Source organism: Streptomyces cavernae (assembly GCF_004023625.1).
GTDB classification, from domain to species: domain Bacteria; phylum Actinomycetota; class Actinomycetes; order Streptomycetales; family Streptomycetaceae; genus Streptomyces; species Streptomyces cavernae.
Genome location: NZ_RPDJ01000063.1, coordinates 13,116 through 34,260 on the forward strand (window position 1 = coordinate 13,116; position 21,145 = coordinate 34,260).

Annotated in this window: 17 protein-coding genes and 1 pseudogene; 6 read left to right on the forward strand and 12 right to left on the reverse strand. The window is 71.3% G+C overall.

From position 1 onward, the window contains the following. Positions 1-11: 11 nt before the first annotated feature. Positions 12-956 carry an AfsA-related hotdog domain-containing protein gene (locus EF387_RS43220; protein WP_128382080.1) on the forward strand — a complete coding sequence of 315 codons (945 nt, stop codon included), beginning with the start codon at positions 12-14 and terminating at the stop codon, positions 954-956. Here EF387_RS43220 and EF387_RS43225 read toward each other — a convergent pair. Genes EF387_RS43225 through EF387_RS43260 form a run of 8 tightly spaced genes read right to left on the reverse strand, consistent with a single transcriptional unit; the run spans position 936 to position 11,901 of the window. After that, a complete protein-coding gene (locus EF387_RS43225) occupies positions 936-1,796 on the reverse strand; it encodes a 4'-phosphopantetheinyl transferase family protein (protein ID WP_128382081.1) in 861 nt (286 codons plus the stop codon). The two genes, EF387_RS43220 and EF387_RS43225, sit on opposite strands and share 21 nt — an antisense overlap. Then, the gene (locus tag EF387_RS43230; RefSeq protein WP_238432039.1) at positions 1,793-2,050 is read right to left on the reverse strand and encodes an acyl carrier protein; all 258 of its coding nucleotides are present in this window, start codon (positions 2,048-2,050) and stop codon (positions 1,793-1,795) included. Before EF387_RS43230 ends, EF387_RS43225 begins: the two co-directional genes overlap by 4 nt. Continuing rightward, on the reverse strand, positions 2,040-3,968 hold the full coding sequence (locus tag EF387_RS43235; protein WP_128382082.1) for an HAD-IIIC family phosphatase: 1,929 nt from the start codon (positions 3,966-3,968) through the stop codon (positions 2,040-2,042). The genes EF387_RS43230 and EF387_RS43235 overlap by 11 nt, the downstream gene beginning before the upstream one ends. Further along, complete coding sequence (locus EF387_RS43240) at positions 3,965-5,023, reverse strand: 3-oxoacyl-[acyl-carrier-protein] synthase III C-terminal domain-containing protein (protein ID WP_128382083.1); 1,059 nt, start codon at positions 5,021-5,023, stop codon at positions 3,965-3,967. The genes EF387_RS43235 and EF387_RS43240 overlap by 4 nt, the downstream gene beginning before the upstream one ends. Beyond that, positions 5,020-8,013, reverse strand: a complete 2,994-nt coding sequence (locus EF387_RS43245; RefSeq protein ID WP_128382084.1) for a type I polyketide synthase — start codon at positions 8,011-8,013, stop codon at positions 5,020-5,022. The genes EF387_RS43240 and EF387_RS43245 overlap by 4 nt, the downstream gene beginning before the upstream one ends. Continuing rightward, on the reverse strand, positions 8,010-8,291 hold the full coding sequence (locus EF387_RS43250; protein WP_128382085.1) for an acyl carrier protein: 282 nt from the start codon (positions 8,289-8,291) through the stop codon (positions 8,010-8,012). The genes EF387_RS43245 and EF387_RS43250 overlap by 4 nt, the downstream gene beginning before the upstream one ends. 38 nt (positions 8,292-8,329) lie before the next feature. Further along, positions 8,330-10,096: an acyl-CoA dehydrogenase family protein gene (locus tag EF387_RS43255; RefSeq protein WP_128382086.1), complete on the reverse strand. Its 1,767-nt coding sequence runs from the start codon at positions 10,094-10,096 to the stop codon at positions 8,330-8,332. After that, positions 10,096-11,901: a fatty acyl-AMP ligase gene (locus tag EF387_RS43260; RefSeq protein ID WP_238432040.1), complete on the reverse strand. Its 1,806-nt coding sequence runs from the start codon at positions 11,899-11,901 to the stop codon at positions 10,096-10,098. Before EF387_RS43260 ends, EF387_RS43255 begins: the two co-directional genes overlap by 1 nt. Before the next feature lie 370 nt (positions 11,902-12,271). On the opposite strand from EF387_RS43260, the gene EF387_RS47255 reads away from it, so the two are divergent. Next, a complete protein-coding gene (locus EF387_RS47255; protein ID WP_162467333.1) occupies positions 12,272-14,974 on the forward strand; it encodes an AfsR/SARP family transcriptional regulator in 2,703 nt (900 codons plus the stop codon). Between the two features lie 498 nt (positions 14,975-15,472). Next, positions 15,473-15,853, forward strand: a complete 381-nt coding sequence (locus tag EF387_RS43270; protein WP_128382088.1) for a peptidase inhibitor family I36 protein — start codon at positions 15,473-15,475, stop codon at positions 15,851-15,853. Positions 15,854-16,168: 315 nt separating this feature from the next. Here EF387_RS43270 and EF387_RS43275 read toward each other — a convergent pair whose 3' ends face one another. Continuing rightward, a complete protein-coding gene (locus tag EF387_RS43275) occupies positions 16,169-16,441 on the reverse strand; it encodes a DUF6281 family protein (protein WP_128382089.1) in 273 nt (90 codons plus the stop codon). A 951-nt stretch (positions 16,442-17,392) separates the two neighbouring features. Between EF387_RS43275 and EF387_RS43280 the strand changes: the two genes are divergently transcribed. Beyond that, entirely contained in the window at positions 17,393-17,929 is a 537-nt protein-coding gene (locus EF387_RS43280; protein WP_128382090.1) for a hypothetical protein, read from the forward strand. A gap of 135 nt (positions 17,930-18,064) precedes the next feature. Here the strand turns inward: EF387_RS43280 and EF387_RS43285 are convergent. The 3 genes and pseudogenes from EF387_RS43285 to EF387_RS43295 all read right to left on the reverse strand — a co-directional run. Then, positions 18,065-18,490, reverse strand: a pseudogene (locus tag EF387_RS43285) (IS5 family transposase); the annotation flags it as partial. Then, entirely contained in the window at positions 18,484-18,921 is a 438-nt protein-coding gene (locus tag EF387_RS43290; protein ID WP_128382091.1) for a GNAT family N-acetyltransferase, read from the reverse strand. The pseudogene EF387_RS43285 and the gene EF387_RS43290, both read right to left, overlap by 7 nt. A gap of 177 nt (positions 18,922-19,098) precedes the next feature. Further along, complete coding sequence (locus EF387_RS43295; RefSeq protein ID WP_128382092.1) at positions 19,099-19,503, reverse strand: type II toxin-antitoxin system PemK/MazF family toxin; 405 nt, start codon at positions 19,501-19,503, stop codon at positions 19,099-19,101. A 212-nt stretch (positions 19,504-19,715) separates the two neighbouring features. Here EF387_RS43295 and EF387_RS43300 point away from each other — a divergent pair, with 212 nt between their 5' ends. After that, on the forward strand, positions 19,716-19,988 hold the full coding sequence (locus EF387_RS43300) for an MmyB family transcriptional regulator (protein WP_128382095.1): 273 nt from the start codon (positions 19,716-19,718) through the stop codon (positions 19,986-19,988). Positions 19,989-20,514: 526 nt separating this feature from the next. Beyond that, a partial coding sequence (locus EF387_RS43305) for a 2-oxoacid:acceptor oxidoreductase family protein (RefSeq protein WP_202918561.1) occupies positions 20,515-21,145 on the forward strand: 631 nt, incomplete at its 3' end.

The following is a 21,145-nucleotide window of genomic DNA, read 5'->3' on the forward strand; positions in this document are numbered from 1 at the left end:
GCCGCCATCTGGTGCACCGGCCGCGACACTTCGGCCCGCAGGTGCCGGACAGCGCCGACGACCGGATGCAGGAGTTCGTACTCACCGGTGAACTTCCCACCGCTCACCCGCTGTTCAACGACGGCCATGACCGTTTCCACGACATGCAGGCGGCCATGGCCATGGTCCGCCACGTCAGCGGGGGAATCGGCCAGGCCCACTTCGGCGTCGCGGCCGACCGTGTGGCGATCTTCTACCGGTTCGGTCTGGAGACCGGCGACGTGGGCGCCTGGCGCCGCCACTCGGGCCCCGGCACGCTGACGGCGACCCTGCGGGTACGGCCCGACAAGGTGATCTCCGGCATCCCGCGGGCCCTGGAGTTCGACACACACCTGGAGATCGACGGCGTCGCGGCGGGCACGGGGTCGGCGAACCTGCTCTTCCTCGCCCCGATGGCACACCGCAGCCATCGCGAGCACTCCCGGCACAGCGCCCTCGCGGCGGCCGGACAACAGCACCCCGGGGCCGGGGGCGAAGACACCCCGGAAGGGGCGCCGGGGCCCGCCCCGTCGGAAGTGGGGCGGGCCAGTGCCGCCAACGTCCTGCTGCGGTCCCCGGTGACCGTCAACGAACACCGGCTGTCCGCGGCGGTGGCTCCGCCCGACACCTGGCCGACGGCGCTCACACGGCAGGACGGGACGCCGTCGTCCGTGCTGCTGCTCGAAGTTCTGCGTCAGACGGCGCTGCTGACCGCCCACCGGCTCCACGGCCTGGACCCGCGGCACAGTTCGCCCATCGCGCTGCACACGCACTTCCGGGGCCACGCCGAGCCCGACCTGCCCCTGCGGTGTGTCGCGGTGGCACAGGCGGCCCGGCAGGACACGGTGGGGCGGCCGCTGGTCACACTGACCCTGGCCCTGACGCAGGCCGGGCGCGCGGTGACGGAGGCGACGGTGTCAGTTGTGGAGGATCTGTGACCACTCTCCCCGCTCGGCGTCCAGCGCCGCCTGAACGGCCGCGACGGCCTCCGCGTCGAGCATCGTGGTGATGGCCGTGTCCAGGGTGCGGCCCATTCCGGCGTCGTAGACCGCGATGCTGACGACGAACGCGGTCCCGCCGCTGTCCAGGGCGAGGGTGCGCAGCGTCCACTCGTCGCCCGCTCCCGCCGTCCCGTCCGGCCGGTTGAGCTGGACCCGGCGGTCCTCCGGGCCGAAGCCGAACTCGTTGAAGCGGAACTGCATGCCCTGGCCGATCGCTTTGCTGTAGGCCTCCTTGAGCGTCCACAGCCGTACCAGGCTCGGGTTGCGTTCCGGCTCCGGCAGTTCCGACAGCATCCGCCGCTCGTGCGGTGTGCAGATGAGCCGGGCGAGGCCGCGGCCGTAGATGCTGCGGTCCGCGCGTTCGGCGTCCACTCCGATCAGCCCGCGGCTGGTCAGCCCGACCAGCAGCAGGTCGTCGGTGTGGCTGAGACTGATGTCGATCTGGTCGCAGCCGCGCAGGTACGGCCGTCCGGTCGGACCGTAGGCCAGTTCCAGGTCGATCGCCTCGGCCCGCAGCGCGGCCGCGGCCGCGTGTTTGAGCAGCCGCCGGGAGGCCGCGTACCGGCCGCGGATGTCGGGGTGCCCGATCGCGCGGTAACGCGACCAGTCGCGGCCCAGCACCGCCCGTAGCGCGGGGCCGTCCGGAGCCCGCGGACGCCAGTCGGCGAGCCGGCCGTGGACCACCGCCGTGCCGTACCGCCGCAGGTCCTCGCGGACCGCGGCCCAGTCGCTGTCCTCCGCGGTGACACCGATCAGGTCCCCGCCTGCCGCGTTCATCGGGTTTCCGTCCCGTCGGTCGTGAGCAATGAGTGGATCTCGCGCATGCTGCGGGCCTGGAGCACGCGGCGGACGGGGACGCTGCGGCCCGTCTCGCGTTCCAGGAGCATCACCAGGCGGAGCAGATGCACCGAATCCCAGTCGGGCAGGAGGTCGAAGTCCGCCGCGAGTTGTTCCTCGGTCAGGTCCATGCCGAGACCGTCACGCACCATCGCGAGGAAGCCGGCGAGGTCGAGCATGCCGTCACGGCTCATCGGCGTCTCCTTCGAAGTCGGCCTCCACGGTCAGGTGACCGGGCGTGGCGGGGATGTCGTGCAGGTCGTGCCGGAAGAGCGTCTCTCCGCCGTAGTCCGCGGCGTCGTCCCCGCCGTGGGCCCCGGCGTCCGGGACGAAGCCGAGCGAGGGGTAGAAGTCGCGCGACCGCCCGTTGCGGCGGGTGGGGCGATAGCGGGCACGGACGGCGGGCAGCCCGCGGTCCCGCGCGTGGGACAGTACCGCGGTCAGGCAGCCGTGCTCGATGCCCCGGGCCAGCACCCGGCAGCTCAGGAGCATGTTGTCGATGTGCAGGCCGTCGGGGTCGTCACGGGCGAAGACCGCGCCCACCAGTCCGCTGTCGCCGTACCGGTCGCGTACCCGCACCGCCAGCGGGCGCCGGTGCGGACCGGAGATCCGCTCCGCCGGGACGCGCTCACCGGTGAGGTTGAACTGGTTGGTGCGCAAAGAGAGTTGGGACATCCGGGCGAGTTCGTGAGGCCGGGGCGGGGAGATGTGGACGACGATGCCGAGCTCGCGCAGGTACTCGTCGTGCGAGCCGGTCGTGTCGCGCAGCCGGACGCGGGCGGCGGCGGCACGGTACCGCCCGGTGCGGGCGCGGTCGTCGTCGGTCACGTGCGGCGTGTCGAACCAGCCGTCTGCCAGCAGCCGGGTGACGTGCCAGGCCGGTTCGGCGCCCAGCGGGACGACGGCGGTGTCCGGCAGACGGTGGCGTATCAGGGCGCGTTCGGCGGCGCTGTCGTCGGCGAACACCAGGGCATCGGTGGCGAGGCCCAGTTGGCCGGCGATCGTCTCCAAGGCTGTGTCCTTGGGATCCCAGCCGGCCTGCACACTGACGAAGTCCTCCTCCCGCAACGTCATGTCCCGGTGGTGGTGCAGCACGTCGCGGACCGGGCCCGGGTCGTTCTTGCTGCTGACGGCGAGCAGCACGCCCTGGGCGGCGAGTTGTCTGGCCACCCGCTGGACGGCGGCGTACGGCTCGCCCCGCAGGGTGGGCCCGCAGTCGATGCCGTCCGGTCCGTCCTCCCCCAGGACTCCGTCCCACAGGGTGTTGTCGAGGTCGAGTACGAGGCACTTCTTCGTCATGCCTCGCCGGGCGCGCAGCACGTGCACGGCCTCGCGGGCCAGCGCGGCGAAGACGGCCGGGCTGAAGGCGCTGCGGGTGTAGAGGGCCAGCCGGGCGTCGGTGGCGGGTCCTCTCGCGCCGACGAGCGGTTCGAGGTCGATGACCGCCAGGGCGGGATGGGTCACGGCCAGTCTCAGCAACCGGGCGTTGAACTCCCGCCACACCGCGCCGAGCAGGGCACGCTGCTGCTGGCCGACGATCTGGTGGGTGGCGCTGCGGGGCAGCGGCAGGGTGTTGAGCACCAGCGCCCCGGTGCCGTGCGCGCCGTGGGCGGCGGCTGCGGTCCGCAGGCGGTTCAGGAGCCGGGCGCAGGCTTGCTCGACGTCGGCGACCGTCCACGGCAGCGGAAGTTCCTCCAGGACGGCGTCGGCCCCGAGCACGCACAGGGTCAGCTCCGGACGGCAGCGGTTCAATTCGCTGTGCTCGTCCGTGAGATCGCGCAGGTAGGCGCCATGGTCCCCGGTCACGAGGCGGGCGAGCAGGCCGTGCCGGGCGAGTTCCGCCACCAGCGGGTCGGTGAGCTGGGCGGTGGTGGAGTGGCCGGTGACGGCCACGGTGACCGTGGGGGTGTGCGGGTGGTGGGCGAGGACGTCCTCGGGTCGCAGTCGTGCCAACAGGCCGCCGCAGCGGGTGAGTTCCTCGCCTATCCGCTCCTCGGACAGGTCGGCCGCGTCCGTGACCCGGGCCAACAGGGGGGCTACGTCGGGGTAGGCCGCGGCCAGCCGGCCGGTGCGGTGGAGGGTGCCCAGTTCGTCCAGGGCGGTGGCGGTCATCGGCCGCGCCCTCCTTCTTCGGGCCCGGCGAGCCGTTCCAGTGCCAGCCCCGCTTTGATCCACTTGCTCGACTCGACGACCACGGACAGGGCACGCTCTCCGGGCGCCATACTGTCCAGCGCGCGGTCGAGCTGGAGCAGCGGCAGGGCGTTGCCGGTGTTGCCGGTGTCCCGCACGCAGGACACCTCACGGCAGCCGGGCGGCAGGCCGAGGCCGGCGACGATCCGCTCGGTCATGAGGCCCGATAGCTGGGGCGGCAGGATGAAGTCGACCTGCTGCGGGGTCCAGTCGGCGGTGCTGAGGAGTTCCCAGACGATCTCGCCGGCGAGGGCGGGTACCTCTTCCTCGATGGTCTTGTAGTCCTCGAAGAGCATCTGCCGGTCGGGTTCGGGTTCGGTGACGCCGCGCCAGCCCACGATCTGCCCCGGCGGGCGCCCTCGCCCGGCGAAGCGGTGCAGCAGGCCACGGACGGCGACGGCGTCGCCGTGCGGTTCCGCGGTGACCACCGCGGCTGCCGCTCCGTCGCCGAACAGGACGTAGTTGATCAGTTCCTGGGTGGCCAGCGCGGATGCGTCCTGTCCGGCCTGCAGGAACCGGGCGGTGACATCGCCGGCGACGACGAGGCCGGCGTGGTGGCCGGAGGCAAGCAGGGCGCGGGCCACGTCGAGGGCCTGCACGGCACCGGAGCAGCCGGCCTGGATCTGGTAGGTGGGCAGGTGGTTGAGGCCCAGCCGGTCCGCGGTCTCGTTGGCGGTGGTGGGCAGCAGGGTGTCGGGGGTGGCGGTGGACAGCACCAGGAAGTCCAGGTCCGCGGCGGCCAGCCCGGCGGCGGCCAGGGCTCGGCCGGCCGCTTCGGCGCACAGGTCGGCGAGGGTGTGGGTGACCTTCCCGGTCGCCGGGTCCCAGCCGAAGTGGCGGGTGCGGGTGCCCACGAAGAGGTCGATCCAGCCTTCGCTGATGCCGAAGATGTCGCTCAGTGCCGCGTTGTCGACGGGCTCGGCGGGCAGCGCGCTGGCCGTGCCCGCGATGTGCATGAGTGCGGTGCGCGCGGTCATACCGTGACCTCCGCGCTGGTCAGCTCCCGCAGGAAGGCGGCGAGAGTCCCCACGGACCGCAGTGCGGGCAGGAGTTGCTGCACTGTGATGCCCGATGCCTGCGGCAGTTGTTGCTCGAGCCGGTTCCGCAACTGCATGATCATGACGGAGTCGAAGCCGAGGTCCTCGTAGATCCGGGCCTCGGCGTCGACCTGTTCCCGCGGGTACGCGCCGACTTCCACGACCGCTTCGATGACCGCGGACAGCGCGGCGTCCGGCCGGGCATCCGCCGCGGTGCCGGGCCCGTCGGAGTGGTGCGGGTGCGTGGCGGGGGCCGGGTCCGCCTGCCGCGGGGTCGCCTCGGGTGCTGCCGGTGCTGCTGGTGTTGCCGGTGCGGCCGGTGCCGCTTGTGCGGCGGGCCGGGGAGGTGGCTGGGCCGGGACGGTCTGCCGGAAGCGGCGCGCGTCGGAGAAGACGTAGGGGGCGAGGCGTTCGGTGCGGCGGTGGGACGGCTCGTACAGGGCGTCCCAGCACGGCTCGACGCCGCTCAGGTACAGCCCGCCCACCGCCTCGGCGAGGTCGGTGACGGTGGCCCGGCCGGGGGCCGGGTGCAGGAGCCGGATGCCCGCCGACAGGTCGGCCCGGCGGGCCAGCCGCAGCAGATGCGGTGCCGGGCCGAGTTCGATCAGACAGGTCGGCGCGATTTCGGTGACCAGGGCGGACAGCGCGTCGGCGAACCGTACCGGTCGCACGGCCAGGTCCGCCCAGTAGGCGGTGTCCGGGATCTCGTCGCCGAACATCCGGCCGTGGCGGGCGGAGGCCAGGGCGATACGCGCCGGGGCGGCCGTCACCGGGCCCGCCAGGTCGGCGATCCGGGCCGCGACGGCGTCGGCCGCCGGGCCATGACCTGCGTGCGGGCCCCCCAGCCGACGGGTACTCAGCCCGCGGTCGGCCAGGGCCTCGGCAGCCCGTTCCAGCACGTCCGCGGTGCCCGCCAGGACGAGGTCGCGCGGACCGTCCACGGCGGCCAGGGACAGTCCGGGGTGGTCGGCGAGGAGGTCGGTGATCTCCTCCCGCGCGACGCTCACGGTGAGCATGCCGCCGTCCGGCAGGTCGTCAGCGGCGGCGGCGTGGGCGGCGACCAGGCGGGCGGCATCGGGCAGGGTGAGCACTCCCGCGGCCACGGCGGCGGCGAGTTCGCCGGTGCCGTGGCCGAGGGCGGCGTCGGGCACCACGCCCAGCTCGGCCAGGGTCTGGGTGAGGGCGTGGGCGACGGCGAACAGGGCGGGCTGCGCCCACCGGGCGTGGTGGATCGCGGGGTCGCCGGCGAGGACGAGGTCCCGTACGGATGCGCCGGTGTGGTCGCGCAGGGCGTCGTCGGCTTCGTCCAGGTGCCGCCGGTAGGTGGCGGACTCCTGGTAGAGGGCGGCCGTCATCCCCGGCTCCTGGCAGCCCTGCCCGGGGTAGAGGAAGGCGATGGCCGGCGGGCGCAGGGCACGGTCGGTGACGCGGGCACACGTCCGCTCGTCGCCGGCGGCGGTGCGCAGGGCGTCGGCGAGTTCGGCCGTGTCACGCGCGGTGAAGGCGGCTCGGTAGGGCAGGCCGGTCTTGACCTGGTTGCTGGTCCAGCACACCGAGGCGGCGTCGCCGCGCGGCCGGCGGGCCAGCGACTCGGCCTGGGCGGCCAGATTGCGGCGCAGTGCCTCCGGCGTGTCGGCGGACAGCGTGAACACGCCGGCGGTGGCCGGTCCGCGCGCGGCGACGGCCCGGAGGCGGGGTGCGGAGGCCAGTACGGCGTGCGCGTTGGTGCCGCCCATCCCGAAGCTGCTCACTCCGGCGACCACTTCGCCGGCCGGCAGCCTCAGGGGTGCCTTGAGCAGGGCCAGTCCCCGCTCGGCGAGACGGAGTTGCGGGTTCTCCCGGGCTGCGAAGCGGCTGGCGGGCACGATGCGGTGGTGCAGGGCCAGCGCCGTCTTGATCAGGCCCGCGATGCCCGCGGCCGCCTCGGTGTGGCCGATGTTGCCCTTGACCGAGCCGATGGCGCACGGTTCGTCGCGGGGCACCGCGTGCACCTCGCCGAGGGCCGCGCACTCGATGATGTCGCCGAGCGCGGTGCCCGTGCCGTGCGCCTCGATGAAGCGGACCTGGTCGGCGTCCACGCCCGCCCTCCGGTACGCGGCGGCCACCACGGCCTGCTGGGACCAGCGGCTGGGCGCGGTGACCCCGTTGCTGCGGCCGTCCTGGTTGACGGCGGTGCCGCGGATGACGGCGTAGATGCGCTGGCCGGCGGCGAGTGCGTCCTCGAGCGGGCGCAGCACCACCACGCCGACGCCGTCGCTGCGGCCGATGCCGTCGGAGTCCACGCTGAACGGCTTGCACCGGTCGTCCGGGGCCTTCAGACCCATCTGCTGGTAGACCATGCCCAGCGCGGGGGTGAGCACCAGGTTGGCACCGGCGGCCAGCGCGGTCGAACACTCCCCGGCCAGCAGCGAGTTGACCGCGAGATGCACGGCGACCAGCGAGGAGGAGCAGGCGGTGTCCACCGCGAGGCTGGGGCCCTTGAGGTCGAGGTGGTAGGAGATCCGGTTGGCGGTCATGCCTGCGCTGCTGCCGGCGCCGAGCTGCGGGGTGACCCGCCCGTAGTCGCTCATGTGGAGCTGGCCCCACTCGCTGCCCATCACCCCGACGAAGACGCCTGTGTCGCTGCCGGCCAGCGCCGACGGGGCACGGCCGGAGTCCTCCAACGCCCGCCAGGCGCACTGCAGCAGGAGCCGTTGCTGCGGGTCCATGGCCGCCGCCTCGCGGGGCGAGATGGTGAAGAAGTCGTTGTCGAAGGTGGTGGCGGAGTCGACGAAGCCGCCGCGGACGGTGTCGTCGAAGCCCGGACCGCCGCGGTCCGCGGGCAGCGGGCCGATCGCGTCACCGCCGCGCATCAGCAGGTCCCAGAAGGCCTCGATGCCGTGGGCCGCGGGGAAGACGCAGTCCAGACCCACCACGGCCACGGCGTTCACCGTTGCCCCCGGGCGGGGTCCGCGCCGCGAGCCGTCAGATGGGCCGCCAGCTGGGCCACCGTCGGATGGTCCCAGAGAAGCGACGGTTCGACGACGATGCCGAAGTCGTCCTCGATGTCGCCGCACAGGCTCAGCGCGCACACCGAGTCCGCGCCGTACTCGGCCAGGGGCACGGTCGCGTCGATGGTCTCGGGCAGCCGGTCCAGGTAGACCGCGAGGTGCGTGGTCAGCCAGTGGTGGAACGGGGCCTCGATGTGCCTTGGCGGGGAGAGGGTCATCCCTGAAGGCTCCTTGTCCTCATGCTGCGGGCCCGCGCTCAGCCCGGAATCGGTGTGTTGTACAGGTCGAAGCTGCGCCGGTCCCCGTAGCGGGCCAGGACTTCGCGGTGGACCCGCGCGGTGCACTCGGCGGGCAGGTCGGCGGCGGGGACGCCCATCCGCTGGGCGATGCGGTGCAGTGCGGCGGCAGCCCAGGCCGGGTCGCTCAGGAAGGGGTCGGGGCCGCCCCGGTTGTGGTGCCATACGCCGAGGACGCAGGCGGCGGCGAGCACGAGCACATAGCGGTCGGTCAGGGCGAACCAGGCCGGGCCCACCGGATGTTCTGCGTCCGGGGGCGGCAGCGCGAGCACCCGGCTGCGCAGTTCGTGGAGTTCGGCGGTCATCTGCCCGGCCAGGGTGCGCAGCGTGCGCTCGACGGGGGTGGAGCCGGGCAGGGACGCGGCGGTCGCCAGGAGGGTGGCGCTGACGCTGTCCCGGCCGCAGGCAAGGGAAAGCCCGCCGTAGTCGAACGGGGGCAGGGGGGCACCCGGACGGAACAGCGAGGCGGGCGCCTCGACGCCGTGGAACCAGGACTCCTCGGCGAGGGACCTGAGCTGCGGGATGATCGTCGCCTGGCAGGCGACCGTGCCCGCGTGACCGAGGCTGACCACCGGCACGTCGCGGATGTGTTTCTGGAAGATGCCGACGGTGCCCTCGCGGGTGTAGATCTGCGAGCCGAGCACCGTCGCCAGGTCGTACATGGTGTCGCTGAGCACCCGCGGCAGCAGCAGCTTGACCGCCGCGGAGTAGACGCTGGTCTCGGCGGGCAGCAGGTGCAGCGCCCGGGTGGCCACCACGGCCAGGCAGTCGTAGACCAGCAGGTTGACGAAGGCTCCGGCGAGGGTGCCCGCCGTGTGCTGCGGGTCGGCGGGGTCGAGGCCGGTCCGGCCGGGTCCCTGGGTGCGGTCCACCAGTACGGCGGTGCGCAGGCCGGTGTCCACCGCGGCGGACACCAGGGAGGCCATGAGCGTGCGGCTGACCTGGAAGGAGCGCAGGGCCGTCACCGCGCCGCTGCCCGGCGGTCCGAGCAGGGTGTCGTGGGGGACGAGGCAGGCGTCGAGTTCCACTCCGGCGAAGAAGCAGCCGCGCAGGCCGAGGGCGGCGGGCCGGCGGGTGACCCGGTAGCGGTCGCGGGGCAGGGTGTGCGGGTCGAGCAGGAGCACCGAGTGGCGGCCCGTGGTGCCCGGCTGCGGTTCGGTGCGGCAGAACAGCACCAGGGCGTCGGCGCGGTGCAGGTTGTTGATGACCGGTTTTGCGCCGGTGACCGACAGCCCGTCGGGGCGCAGGTGGGCGTGGACCCCGCTGCGGACGAAGTCGTTGGTGTGGGCGGTCTCGTGCTGGGCGATGGCCGCCTTGGAACCGGAGAGCAGCAGACCCGCCAGCCAGGACCGTTGGTCGGCGTTGCCCCGCATCCACACGTCGGACGCGGCCATGAAGGTGGTCATGCCGTAGCCGGCCCCGAGTGCGACGTCGCGGCGGAAGACCGGACGCATCACCCGGAGCAGCGTTTCGGCGGAGTCGAACCGTCCGCCGAGTTCCGTCGGCACGAACTCGCGGCTCATTCCGAAGTCGTCGAGCAGCCCCTCGGCCTCGGTGGACAGCGCCGCACGCCGGTCGGCGTGCAGCAGCGCCCGGTATCCGACCGGGTTGGCCGGGTCCGCGGGGTCGCCCAGCAGCGCCTCCAGCCGTGCGACACGGTCCGGGGTGCCGGGCAGCTCGGTGGGCGGGAGCGGGTGGGTGAGCAGCGTGGACGGCGCGGAGGTCATCACTGGCTGCTCCGCACCATGTCGTGGGCGGGCTCGGCGCCGGGCACGGCGGCAGGCGTGATCAGGGCGCGCACGGCCGGGTCGAGTACGTCGTGGAGCGGTGAGATCTCTCCCCGGAGGAACAGGGTGCGCATCAGGTTGCGCTGGATCTTGCCGCTGGTGGTGCGGCGTACGGTGCCGGGGCGCACGAGGACGACGTTGCCGGCGGGCACGTCGAAGTCCTTTCCGACGAGTGTCTGGATGCTGCGGGCCAGGGTGCGCAGCCGTGCGGTGTCCGCCTGGGGGGCCCGGGCCTCGTGGATCACGACGAGTTGTTCGCGGTCCGCGTCGACGGTGAACGCAGCGCCGTGGCCGGCGGCGAGGGCCGGGCCGATCTCCCGGATCGCCCACTCCACGTCCTGGGGGTAGATGTTGCGCCCGTTGAGGATGATGACCTCCTTCAGGCGCCCGGTGATGTACAGCTCGCCGTCGTCGACGGCACCGAGGTCGCCGGTGCGCAGGAAGTCGCCGGGCTCGTCGGCGAGTTGGGCGTGGAAGGTGTCGTCGGACTCCAGCGGTCGGTGCCAGTAGCCCTGGGCGACGCTGTCGCCGCGCAGCCATATCTCCCCCACGCGTCCGGGGGGCAGTTCGACGTGCGCCAACGGGTCGACGACGCGCAGGTCGAAGTCGTGCACCCGCCCGGAGCCGATCAGGGTGCGGGTGGGTACGTCCGCGGCCGGGGCACGCAGTTCGTCGTGTTCCAGGCCGGCCGCGTCCACGGTCAGCCGGCGGGCGGGGGCGCCCGGTTCGCCACCGGAGACCACGAGGGTGGCCTCGGCGAGCCCGTAGCCGGGGTAGAGGCTCGCGGCGCGCAGGCCGGCGGGGGCGAAGCGGCGGGCGAAGGCGTCCAGGGTCTGGGCCCGTACGGGTTCCGCGCCGCACAGGGCCAGGCGCCAGCTCGACAGGTCGAGTTCGCCGAGGTGGGCGTCGGTGACGCGGCGGGTGCACAGGTCGTAGCAGAAGTTCGGGCCGCCGCCCACGGTCAGGCCGTACTCGCCGATCGAGCGCAGCCAGCGGACGGGCCGCTTGATGAAGGAGACCGGCGAGAGCTGGACGCAGTGGGTGCCGAGCCACAGGGGGTGCAGTACATGGGCGATGAGTCCCATGTCGTGGTAGTGGGGCAGCCAGTTGCTGAAGCGGTCGGCGGCGCTGGTGCCGAGGAGTCGCTGCAGCGCCTCCTGGTTGGCCAGCAGGTTGCGGTGGGTGACCATCACTCCGCGCGGGCTGCTGGTCGAGCCGGAGGTGTACTGCAGGAAGGCGAGGTCGTCGGGGCCGGTCCGGGGGGCGCGCCAGGCATCGGCATGGGCGTCATCGGAGGTGCCGGCGGTGTCTTCGAGGTCTGTGGCCAGACATACCGTCTCCCCGCGGCCGGACACGGCCAGCCACAGCGAGGTGTCCGCCGCGTGCTCGGAATCGGTCAGCACCAGGCTGCTCGCGGTGTCCTTGAGGATGCCGGACACCCGCTGCAGCCGTTCGCCCCGGTCCCCGGGCATCGGGGCGGGCACGGCGATGGCACCGGCGTACAGGCATCCGACGAACGCGACGAGGAACTCCGTGCCGGGCGGGTACAGCAGCAGCACCGGCCGGCCCTGGGCGCCGAGTTCGCACAGCCGCACCGCCAGGGCACGGGCCCGGCGGTCGAGCGTGGTGTAGGTGAGGTGTTCGGGTTCGCCCTGGTCGCGCAGGAACACCTGGGCGTCCGTGTCGCCGAGTGCGGCGGCTCGTTCCCGCATCAGGTGGGTGAAGGTGGTGAAAGCAGCCGTCACGTGAGCCCCCTCATGGCGCATAAGAAGCGGGGCACAGGACGCCCCTCTGCCGCCGAAGCACGCCCATCGTGAGATCGCGGGCTAAAGCGCCGCTTGCGACGCACACCCACTTCACGGAAGTCAGGGGTACGGCTGTCCGAATTTGGGGTGCGGCCGATGCCTACATTGAGGCGGCACGGCCTGTCGTCGGACATGTGCCGGATGTCCGGACACCGGGGTTCGACTTCCCCGGAGGTCTCGCCACGCCCGCTGCGGGGGCTTGGAAGGGAGCCGCCCGGAGCGGCGCCCGAGCGGGCGGGGCGGAGAGTGACTCCGGCGCACAGAACGTCCGGTCCCGCCGGCCGGCGCGACGGAGAAAGAAGGGGGATGCATGCGTTTTCGGATTCTGGGTCCGCTGGAGATCACCTCGTCGGCAGCGGCCGAACCGGTCCGGCCCCGGGCGGCCAAGATCCGCGCGGTGCTGGCAACGCTGCTGGTCAGGGCGAACGAGATCGTCTCGGTGGACGGCCTCATCGACGAGCTGTGGGGCGAGCACCCGCCACGCACCGCGACGACCACCCTTCAGGTCTACATCTCGCAGTTGCGCAAGCTGCTGCACACCGCCGACCCCGAGCACGGCCGGGACGCACTGGTCACACGGCCGCCGGGATACGCGCTGTATCTGGACCCGGCACAGCTCGACCTCACGGTGTTCGAAGAACTGCACCAAGGCGGTCAGAAGGCACTGCTGCGCGGCGACCACGAGGCCGCGGCGGATCTGCAGCGCCGTGCGCTCCAGCTCTGGCGCGCCCCGCTGGCCTCCGACACCCCGCACGGCGCGCTGCTCGCCCGGACCGCGGTGCGGCTGGCGGAAATCCGGGCCGCCGCCCTGGAACAGCGCATGCGCGCAGAGCTCCAGCTCGGCCAGCACCAGCGGCTGATCGGTGAACTCCACTCCGCGGTGGCCGAGATGCCGATGCGGGAGGAATTCCACGTGCTGCTGATGACCGCCTTGTACCGGGCGGGCCGGCAGGCGGACGCGTTACGGACCTTCGCGGAGCTGCGTCGGCACCTCGTCGCGGAACTGGCCATCGAACCTGGCCGGCAGATCCAGCAGCTCCACCAGCGGATCCTGGCCGGCGACCCGGAACTGCTGCACCCGTCGCCCTCCCCCCGGCCACCGCGGGAAACAGCACCGGACGGCACACGTCAGAGGACGACACCGGACGGCACACCCGATGGGACGGCACCGGACGGCACACGTCTTGAGACGGCACCGGACCGCACAGGCCATGGGACGGCACCGGACCCGGTCCGCCCCCCGCGAGTCCGGCTGCCCGGCCGGACAGTGGACCGGCTGCCCCCGCGCGACCCGGTCTTCGTCGGCCGCTCGGACGAACTGGACCGGCTCGGATCCCTGTTGCGCGACGTCCCGGCCGGCGGTTGCGCGGCGGTCGCCGGAGCGGCCGGCACCGGCAAGACGGCGCTCGCCGTCGCCGCCGGCCACGAGCTGGGCGACCTCTTCCCCGACGGCCGGGTCTTCCTCGAGCTGGGCGGTCAGCGACAGGCGGACCCGGCGGACTCACTGCCCCGTCTGCTGCGTCGGCTGGGATGGGACGGACCGCTGCCGGCCGATGAGGCCGAACTGCGCCTCACCCTGCACCGGCTGACCGAGGGCCGGCGGATACTGCTGATCCTGGACGGGGCCGAATCCTCGGCAGAAGTACGGGCGTTGCTGCCGAACACCCCGGGCAGCACCGCGCTGATCACCTGTCGGCGCGTGCCGGACGGACTGACCGAACGGGTCCTGGAACTGGACGTACTTCCCCAGGACGAGGCCAGGCAGTTGTTCACCGCGGCGGCGGGCCGCCTGATCCCGCGGTACGGCGGCGAGACGGCGGTGCGCGAGATCGCCGCGTTGTGCGACGGGCTGCCGCTGGCACTGCGTGCGGCGGCGGCACGGCTGGCCTCCCGCCCCAACTGGGGCCCGGAGATGCTGGCCGCCCGGCTGCGCGACGAACAGCGGCGGCTGGTGGAACTGAGCGCCGCGGCACCCGGCTTCCACGACCGGCTCCGCTCCTGCTACGAGGAGACGGAGCCGGCGCTGCGACACGCCTTCCGCCGACTGGGGCTCGTGCCCGCGGGGCCTTTCGGCCCGCAGACGGCGGCCGCGGTCCTCGGGGAGGACTTGGCGAAGAGTGGAGAACTGCTGAACGGACTGGTCAAGGCGCAGTTGCTGGGCCGGGTGGCGGGCGGCCCGGACCACGGTACGCACCGGCTGTACCCGTTGTGGCGGCTGCTGGCCCTGGAGTGCCTGGCCACGGAGGGCCGCGCCGAAGAGGTGCGGGAGGCCACCGCGAGGCTGGCGGCCGAGTTCACCGCGCAGCTCCGCGCGGCGTACGGTCGCGCGGAGACCCACGGGACGCACCCGCTCGAGTGGTTCAGCCGACGGCAGGACGGGCTGGTGGACGTCGTACGCCGGTGTCATGCGGCCGGCCTCTGGGAAGCGACGCTGCAACTCGCGGACGCCATGACCGGTTTCCTGGAGGCCAGGGCGGCCTGGGACGCCTGGAACACCTGTCACACGCTGGCGCTGGAAGCGGCACGGCGGCAGAAGGACCTCGCCGCGGAGGCCCGGATGCTGCGGTCGCTGGGCGACCTCGCCTGGCAGCGACGGCAGGTGACGACGGCCGCCGAGTTCTACGAGCGTGCGCTGCTGACGGCCGACGCGGCCCCGGCGGCCGCCGAACGCGGCCGGGCACTGGTCGGTCTGGCCGACCTGCAGTTGGACGCGGGCGGGCTGGAGGAGGCCGCGGCGCTGCTCTCCCCCGCGCTCGACGCGGTGGCCGACGACCTCCGGGGCCGCTACGAGGCGCACCGGGTGCTGGGACTGCTGGCCCTGGAGGGCGTCGCGCCGGACGCGGCGGAGGCGCACTTCACCGATTGTCTGAGCCTGGCGACGGCACTGCGCGACCCCCGCCTCGAGTCATACGCACAGCGGTGGCTGGACCGGGTGCAGGGCACCGGCCACCGGCCCCCGGGCTGGTCGGAGGTACGTCCCGGGGTGTGGCGGCTGGCGCCCTGCCGCGACTGACCCCGCGCCGGCCGCGCCGCCGACGGGCCGACCGGGGTCGGGGAAGAGGTACTGGCGGTTGCAGGTGGGGCCGCCAAGCCGGCAGCCGGTGCCGCGGAGCCTGTGGGAAGTGGACCGGGTCCGGGGCGGGTTTATTCACTGGGAAACCGCCGTCCTCGGTGGGTCGATCCTGACGCGGCGCACTGTCGCGGCGTTGACCGCCGCAGCTGCGTGGGCCCTTGGTTTCGCAGCAGAACGGAGCACCTTCCGTTCGAAGGACATCTACCGAGGGGCCCGATTCCCTCCGCCGATCGGCAGACCCGCCGTCACGTACGCACGTAATCGCGGACCATTGGGACGCCGACGACGTACGCATTGGGACGCCTTGCTGACGACGCCGCACAAGCGCAACTGCGTTGGGCCGGCCGGGTGATTCCGTGGCTTACATGACGCCGCCAAGGCTCGAGGCCGCGCAGCATTGGGTGACCTGCACAGCGACAACATCGAGGGAGAACACGAATGAACCGAGTCATGGGTGCGGCACTGGGTGCGGTGGCACTGACGGCCGGAGCAGTCGTTGCCGGGCCGACCGGTACGGCACAGGCGGCGGTTGCCTGCGGTTCCGGAATGGTGTGCATCTACCCACAGACGAACTACGGAGGCGTGCCCTACGTACGGCGCGCCTCCGACGGTTCGGTGAGTCTCGCGAACACGGTCATCAACGACAAGACCTTCTCCGTGATCAACAACTCCGGTCGTACGGCGCGCATTTACCGCAACAGCCGCTACGGCGGTTCCCACACCTGCATCCTGCCCGGTGGCCGCATCGCCGATCTCCGGGGCTACTCCGTCGGCCAGTGGGGATCGTCGCTGAAGATCAACGACAATCGCTGTGGGTGATGTCCCCGGTGCCGTCCATCGATGACGTCGGCTCGTGAACGGTTCGACCCGCGTGGCCCGCAGAGCCGCCCGCAGCCTCTTTGCTTTTGGCTTTGACTCTTGGCTCTTGGCTCTTGGCTCTTGGCTCTTGGCTCTTGGCTCTTGGCTCTTGACGACACATCACTTCACAACCGGCCGCCGCGGCCCAGGGCAGAACCTCCGCCGATGACGTGATGCGAGCAACGCACACCAATGTGGCCGTCAAACGCCGAAACCATTCGCGCGCCTCGCCGCCGGGCACCGGCACTCACACATCGTTGGGTGCGTCGTCCACCGCTATGGCGATGCTGGGTCCACTCCATCAATCGCGTAGGCGACCGTTGAGTCCGGCGACGCCTGGCCGCCCCCGTCGACCGATGAGTCGTCGCACGGCCGAAAGACCGCCGTACGCAGCTTCTCCCCGACCTTGAACTCGGCATTGGTCACGTCCGAGTACATGCGCTTGTCGTACTCGACCCGGTACTCGCACGACGCCCCGGACTCGCCGTCGCTCGATGACGTACAGGCGGCGGACGCTGCGTCGGTGGCCGCCACCACCAGGGCCCTCATGATTGGGCTCCGTCCGACCGGCACTACGGCTTTCACCTGGATACCTCCTCCCGGAGCAACGGCTCCGGATCAGTAGAAGCTGCGGAGGCCGAGAACATCGCCCTTGCAAGGGTCCTTGCCCTTGTCGAGCACTCGATCGAATGACCGTGCATCGTGGGGTGCTGTGCGAACCCTGGACGTCCTTCAGTCCGAAGCTGTGCCCTGCCTCATGAGTAGCGACGGAGCGGACGTCATATTCGTTCGAGCAACTGCCGCACCAGGCCGGCAAGTAATGGACGGTAGGCGGACCAGCGGTTCGCGGCACCTCTCCGGAAGGAGGTTCTCAGGGGATGGGGGCGAGGGGACCAGCCGGCTCGGCAGCGGTCGGCGGCTAGGACAGGCTTTACCGCTGCACGCTGCACCCACCCCCATCCTCCTCACTTCCGTTTCTTCCAAGCGGCACCAAATGCTACAAGGAACGCTGCGGTTGTAATCGAAAAGAAAGACAGCTTTACCGAGCGCCAATTCGATGCGCCATATGCCGCATCCAGGAGCCACCAGGTAGAGCCCAAAAGACACCAGAGAAATATCGGCCAGGCACGCGATCGATCTTTCCTTGAGCCAGAGTTGTCTTTGCTCACAATGCCTCACAGTAAGCGCGCTCCCTCCAAGAGTCCTGGGGGGGGGAGCGCGCGGATCAGACCCGGCGGATGCGGGACACAGCCTCGGAGCCAAGGATCACCTATCGGGACCCTATCGCTCCACCACCCGTGGCGGCGTTGCCGTGGACTCAGGCAGGCGCGCCTTCCAACCAGCCGGGTGGGTGGAAGTGCGATGGGGAGGCCGGGGCCTGCTTCCGTGGCCGGGGACGGCTACGATCCCGCCATGCCGGTCAAAGGTGGGGATCTGGCGCGTGCCTACTGGGCTGTCGACCGCGCCCTCGGAGGTCAACGGCCTCCGACCAGATCGCAGATGTTCGCAGCAAGACGGCCACTCGTCGTCTGGCTTGTGGCAGGGATCGTGTGGTGGGGCCTCTTCATCATCCTCCTCGAGGGAGACGTTCTGCCCGCGTTGGGCATCGGCGTGCTGCTCGGCGGATTGCTGGCGATGTTCGCCCGGATCGAAAGGGGCCGCCAGCGCCGCCTCGTGCGTCTGGGAGTCTGGGACGGTGTCCACGCCCATTCGGTCGGCGAGACCCGCGCCATGGACAAGCGGCGGATCCACGGCGAGAACCTACGGCCGCTGTGCGAGGTGTTGGCGCACTTCGCCGAGCACGACTTCGGGGACTCCGAATGGGAGGTCGTCGATGCGGCCCTGCCGGGAACGGACATCGAGCGTGATACGTGGTACAGCCACCGGCTGGCAGGCCGACGCACGTTCACCGTGCGGATCGCGGCGGTGCCGGATTCGAGAGACGTCTATGTCGAGATCTACGGGGTGTTGGGCGGCCGCGGAAAGTTCCTGATCGCAGGGGTGTTGCACGTGCTCGGCAAGTATCGCGTGAGCTGATCTTTCTTCAACACGACGTAAAGATGTCGCCCGGACACGGTCCTCGCCTGGGCCGACATCCGCCTCTGATCTGGCCAGTCAAGCAAGACGGCCCCTTTTGGCCCATTCACTCCCGGCACGGCGAACTGGGCGTCGCTACAACGGCACCGGCTTACTCAATGAGCCGAGTTGTCGGTGGGTGATCAGGCAGCAGGAGAGTTTGAGGAACGCTTCGTGGATGTCGGCCCGTCGCTCCCACCGGATCCGCAGGCGTCGGAAGCCGTGCAGCCACGCAAAACTCCGCTCGATCACCCACCGGTAGGTGCCCAGCCCCGTGCCGTGCCGTGTTCCGCGGCGGGCGATCGCCGGCACGATGCCTCGATCGCGGACCTGGTCGCGGCAGACGTCGTGGTCGTAGCAGCGGTCGGCGAACAGCGAGTCCGGCTTGCGGCGGGGACGGCCGATGCGGCCGCGGACCGGCGGGATCGCATCGAGCAGGGGCAGCAGCTGGGTGACGTCGTTGCGGTTCCCGCCGGTCAGCAGGACCGCAAGCGGCGTGCCATGCCCATCGGTAATCAAGGGCCGACGGGGACGAACCCGGCTTTGGTCAGCACCTTTTGTGACGCGGCATTCTGGCGGACGGTGGCCTCTCGCAGTGTGCGCAAACGGTACCGGGCCGCCGTCAGTTGGCACAGTTCCCGGACGGTTGTGGTCGCCACGCCTCGACCGGCGACGTGCTGCGCGACCCGGTAGCCGAGTTCCGCAGTGTGGTCTTCGATGTCGACCAGGTTGAACCGGCCGAGTACCGAGCCGTCCCCCTCGGCGACGAGCACGTGGAAGGCGCAGATGCCAGCCTCCTGCTCACCCAACAAGGCGTTGTACCGGTCGGTGGACTGGTCGAAGAAGTCGTCGCGGCGGTCGGGGACCGAGGCAGCGAAGTAGGCGCGGTTCGCCATCTCGAAGGCCAGGACCGCCGGGGCATGGCCGGCATGCAGCCGCTGCAACTCGGGCATTGCCCGACTCTACTCAGATGCTGCGCCGCGGCCACCTGGTTTCCTTCAGCGGCAGACAGCCCCAAGTAAGGCACATAACGATCTACGGCTGGAGTGGTGATCTTGTTGCTGGAGTGCGGTGGAGAGGGGGCAGCGGTCAGTCGTCGACGAGATCGAGCTGGGCAGCACAGGCGTCCGCTACTCGAGTCCTTCGAGACGGCGGGCATCTTTGATCTCGCTGATCCTGGCAGCCGTCATCGGGGTCCACTCCCTCCTCTGTCCAGCGGCACGGAGGGCTTCTCCAACCTCGCTGAGCTTCACGGAGGACAACACGCCCGCCCGCTCGATCAGGTCGTCCCGGGCCACGGTGGTCAGCCATGTGCATGGAGTAAAGCCTGGACGCGGGAACGCGAACCGCAGCACGCCTTCGAAGGGCAGTCCTTCCGGGGCTCCTACGGCCACTTCAACGCCCAAGCCGCTGATGTCGACGCCCGCTGGCGCAACGACCTGCATCGCCTGAAACCCGGATGACTCCTCGTCCGAGAGCAGCACGACCGGGCGTCGCTCATCGAAGTCGACCCACCAGACTTCACCGCGTTGCATGTGTCCTCCTGGCACGAGACGGCGGGCGAACGCTGCGTGCCCCGTGCGGGACACGGAAGGGATGCGGCCCCGTCTTCGCACGTCGTGACCGAGGGGCGGTGAAGACGGGCGCGGCCACCGTTGATCATCGGTGTGTGAAGACTGAAGATCATGCGGTGGCCGCGAGTCACAGCGTAGACCCTGCCCGCTGGCAGGAGGCGTTCGAGGTCCTGATGACCCGGATAGCGGGCCGGTTCGCGCGGGTTGAACCCCGGCGTCGGGTGCGGGACTTGGTGCTGGGGCTGCTGTCGGACCTGCCGCGCAAGAACTGCTGGAGCATCGCCGAGTGGGCCGGGCAGGCCAGTCCGCATGGTCCGATCGTGGGCCGGCTCGACTTGGACGTCGAGTCCCTGGAACTGCCCGCCGAACCCGGCCTGCACCTCAACGTCTACACCGCACCCGCGGGCACGCCGACCGCTGACAATTTGGCGCTCCTGGCGTCGTGAGCGGCCACCCCAACAGACGCTGGCGACCGAGCTCGAAGCACACAACGGATAGTCCAACCCCTTCAGCCGTACTAGGGTCCGTCTCCCCGACCAGCGCGGGCAGACCGCACCGCTCGGCCAGCCGCACCACCGGCCCCAGCCCGCCGTACACCATCAGGTTCGGATCATCGAACGCGGACGAGACCGCCGCCGCGGCATGGGAAGACTGCATCTCGGATGTGCCTTGCCGATCGTGCCTGATGCGGTCCTAGAGAAACCCCATCATCGCAGGTCGCAAGGCACTCCTTCGTTTCTGGGTGAGCCATCCACGGGCATCAAGCCGGTGGATCCGGGCTCAGTCAGTGCCCGAACGGAAAATCCCCCGGCCAAGGGCATGCTGACGCGTCCGTTGGCCTGGCCCCGGGGCGGCGCACCTGTGGCGCACAAGCGCCCCTCTAACGCTCCTGGTTAGCCTCCGACCAGGTGTATGACCCGCCTGGCGCCGCCAGGGCTGTCCGCCGCCGGACCGACAGGAGCCGACCCACGTATGTCTGCGCAAACCACCACGCCGCCCGGAACGGCGCCAGCATCCGTCAAAGAGATCCGTCGTCTGGACCGGGTCGTCATCCGGTTCGCGGGTGACTCGGGCGACGGTATGCAGCTCACGGGCGACCGCTTCACCTCGGAGACGGCCTCGTTCGGCAACGACCTGTCGACCCTGCCGAACTTCCCCGCGGAGATCCGGGCCCCCGCCGGCACCCTGCCGGGCGTGTCGTCGTTCCAGCTGCACTTCGCCGACCACGACATCCTCACCCCCGGTGACGCGCCGAACGTGCTGGTGGCGATGAACCCGGCGGCACTGAAGGCGAACGTCGGCGATCTGCCGCGGGGCGCGGAGATCATCGTCAACACGGACGAGTTCACCAAGCGGGCGATGCAGAAGGTCGGCTACGCGACCAACCCGCTCGAGGACGGCTCGCTGGACGGCTACAACCTCCACCCGGTGCCGCTGACCACGCTGACCGTGGAGGCGCTCAAGGAGTTCGACCTGTCCCGCAAGGAGGCCGAGCGCAGCAAGAACATGTTCGCGTTGGGGCTGCTCAGCTGGATGTACCACCGGCCGACGGAGGGTACGGAGCGGTTTCTGAAGTCGAAGTTCGCCAAGAAGCCGGACATCG

Excerpts from the sequence above, each read along its gene's own strand:
- EF387_RS43250 (WP_128382085.1), bottom strand. The coding sequence starts at position 8,291 with ATGACCCTCTCCCCGCCAAGGCACATCGAGGCCCCGTTCCACCACTGG.
- EF387_RS43235 (WP_128382082.1), bottom strand. The coding sequence starts at position 3,968 with ATGACCGCCACCGCCCTGGACGAACTGGGCACCCTCCACCGCACCGGC.
- EF387_RS43225 (WP_128382081.1), bottom strand. The coding sequence starts at position 1,796 with ATGAACGCGGCAGGCGGGGACCTGATCGGTGTCACCGCGGAGGACAGC.
- EF387_RS43270 (WP_128382088.1), top strand. The coding sequence starts at position 15,473 with ATGAACCGAGTCATGGGTGCGGCACTGGGTGCGGTGGCACTGACGGCC.
- EF387_RS43275 (WP_128382089.1), bottom strand. The coding sequence starts at position 16,441 with ATGAGGGCCCTGGTGGTGGCGGCCACCGACGCAGCGTCCGCCGCCTGT.
- EF387_RS43255 (WP_128382086.1), bottom strand. The coding sequence starts at position 10,096 with ATGACCTCCGCGCCGTCCACGCTGCTCACCCACCCGCTCCCGCCCACC.
- EF387_RS43300 (WP_128382095.1), top strand. The coding sequence starts at position 19,716 with ATGACCCGGATAGCGGGCCGGTTCGCGCGGGTTGAACCCCGGCGTCGG.
- EF387_RS43280 (WP_128382090.1), top strand. The coding sequence starts at position 17,393 with ATGTTCGCAGCAAGACGGCCACTCGTCGTCTGGCTTGTGGCAGGGATC.
- EF387_RS43290 (WP_128382091.1), bottom strand. The coding sequence starts at position 18,921 with ATGCCCGAGTTGCAGCGGCTGCATGCCGGCCATGCCCCGGCGGTCCTG.
- EF387_RS43295 (WP_128382092.1), bottom strand. The coding sequence starts at position 19,503 with ATGCAACGCGGTGAAGTCTGGTGGGTCGACTTCGATGAGCGACGCCCG.
- EF387_RS43240 (WP_128382083.1), bottom strand. The coding sequence starts at position 5,023 with ATGACCGCGCGCACCGCACTCATGCACATCGCGGGCACGGCCAGCGCG.
- EF387_RS43230 (WP_238432039.1), bottom strand. The coding sequence starts at position 2,050 with ATGAGCCGTGACGGCATGCTCGACCTCGCCGGCTTCCTCGCGATGGTG.
- EF387_RS47255 (WP_162467333.1), top strand. The coding sequence starts at position 12,272 with ATGCGTTTTCGGATTCTGGGTCCGCTGGAGATCACCTCGTCGGCAGCG.